The sequence below is a fragment of the Skermanella sp. genome, assembly GCF_059503625.1.
The window spans coordinates 1-1,670 of the sequence record NZ_JCACHA010001093.1; the positions used below are offsets into that span (position 1 = coordinate 1).

Sequence of the window (1,670 nt, forward strand, 5' to 3'; positions counted from 1 at the left end):
GTCGGCGCGGGCGTCGGTCTATACGATAACCAGCAAGCGGATCGTGCTGCGGATCGGCATCGCCTTTCCGATGGCCCTGAACATCCCGTTCCGCCTTGTCGGCAATGCGGCGCTGAAGGTCCGCAGCGACGGTAGCGGCGATATCCCGCTGGCCCTGACGCCCGGCAACCGGATCGCCTGGATGCTGCTGTGGCCCCATGTGCGGCCGTGGCGGATGCTGCACCCGGAACCGACCCTTCGCGCCATCCCCGATGCCGCTAAGGTCGCGGCGATCCTGGCGCCGGCACTGACGGCGGCCAACGGCGCCAACGCCGCGACGGCCCCCATCCGCCAGCCGGCGAAGCGCCGGAAGGCCGCCGGAACCGCCGGATTGACGGAGGTCCGGACATGACCGCCCGCCACCTCGACCCCGTCATCCCGAAGGCCATTTTCCCCAAAGGCGCCTTGATCGGAGCGGCGCTGCTGGTGGCCTTCACCGTCACAACAGCCGCGATCTCCAGGATCAGCGGTCTCGGCACCGTCCAGATGCCGGAGACATCGGCGGTCGAAACCCGCTCGCTTCGCTTCGAGGACATGCGGAACGGCTCGATCCAGGTGACCGACGCCCGTACCGGCAAGGTCGCGGCCTCGGTCGAACCGGGGACCAACGGCTTCGTCCGGGGCACGCTACGCGGTCTGGCGCGGGAGCGGAAACGCCGGGGCATCGGGATCGAGCCGCCCTTCATGCTGACCCGCTGGGCCGACGGCCGCATCTCGCTGGAAGACCCCGAGACCGGCAGGGTGATCGAGCTGGACGCCTTCGGGCCGACCAACGGCGAAGCCTTCGCGCAACTCCTGACTGCTGGGAGGAATTGACCATGGCGCTCAACTGGAGCGGCGGCTGGAGCGGGGGCGGCACGGTGACCGTGCCCTGCACCGTCGACATCGAGATCACGCCCGACAGCGTCCACGCCTGGGTCGATCTGGAGGGTGTCGAAGTCGGCCCCGGCGACGAAGTCATCATCGAGGACGCGCCGACGGCCCTGCCCTTCGGCACCCAGCATTTCTTCCACCGGACGGCGATCGTCGTCCATGCCGGCCCCTTGGAGCGCCTGCGCGCCCAACTGGCCGGATATCTCGAACTCACCGAACTGTACGAAGTCGGATTCTCCGCTGGGAGGCCATCATGACCGCTATCGAGAGCACCCCGGCCATATCGGCCGGCCGGCCCAGGATCTCCACCGAAAGCACGCAGATCGCCCAGGAAGACACGATCCTGAGCCCGCGCTTCTACACCACCGACTACGACGCGCTGGACAAGCTGGACATCAGCTCGATGCGGGCCGAGTGGGACATCGTCATGGAGGAACTGCGGCGCGACGACAACAAGAAGCACTTCACCCGCACGGACGAATTCACCAACATGCTCGACGACCTGCCGGAAGGCCTCCGTAAGGAGTTCGTCGATTTCCTGATCAGTTCGCTGACGGCCGAGTTCTCCGGCTGCGTCCTCTACGCCGAGACCAAGAAGCGGGTGAAGAACCCGGACATCCGCGAGCTGTTCAGCTTCATGAGCCGCGACGAAGCGCGCCATGCCGGCTTCATCAACGATACGCTCAAGGACTTCGGGATCGGCGTCGACATGAGCTTCCTGACCAAGGTCAAGAAGTACACCTACTTCAAGCCCAAGT

The 1,670-nt window shown here is 66.3% G+C and carries 4 protein-coding genes; all 4 read left to right on the plus strand.

All coding sequences use genetic code 11. The features are described from left to right. On the plus strand, positions 1-391 hold a 391-nt coding region (gene puhB / locus AC5JJ6_RS39335), incomplete at its 5' end, for a photosynthetic complex putative assembly protein PuhB (RefSeq protein WP_496047258.1). After that, positions 388-855, plus strand: coding sequence for a photosynthetic complex assembly protein PuhC (puhC, locus tag AC5JJ6_RS39340; RefSeq protein WP_496047259.1), 468 nt, complete (start codon positions 388-390; stop codon positions 853-855). The genes puhB and puhC, both read left to right, overlap by 4 nt. A 2-nt stretch (positions 856-857) precedes the next feature. Then, positions 858-1,169, plus strand: coding sequence for a hypothetical protein (locus AC5JJ6_RS39345; protein ID WP_496047260.1), 312 nt, complete (start codon positions 858-860; stop codon positions 1,167-1,169). Then, on the plus strand, positions 1,166-1,670 hold a 505-nt coding region (gene acsF, locus AC5JJ6_RS39350), incomplete at its 3' end, for a magnesium-protoporphyrin IX monomethyl ester (oxidative) cyclase (RefSeq protein WP_496047261.1). The genes AC5JJ6_RS39345 and acsF, both read left to right, overlap by 4 nt.

Excerpts from the sequence above, each read along its gene's own strand:
- puhC (WP_496047259.1), top strand. The coding sequence starts at position 388 with ATGACCGCCCGCCACCTCGACCCCGTCATCCCGAAGGCCATTTTCCCC.
- AC5JJ6_RS39345 (WP_496047260.1), top strand. The coding sequence starts at position 858 with ATGGCGCTCAACTGGAGCGGCGGCTGGAGCGGGGGCGGCACGGTGACC.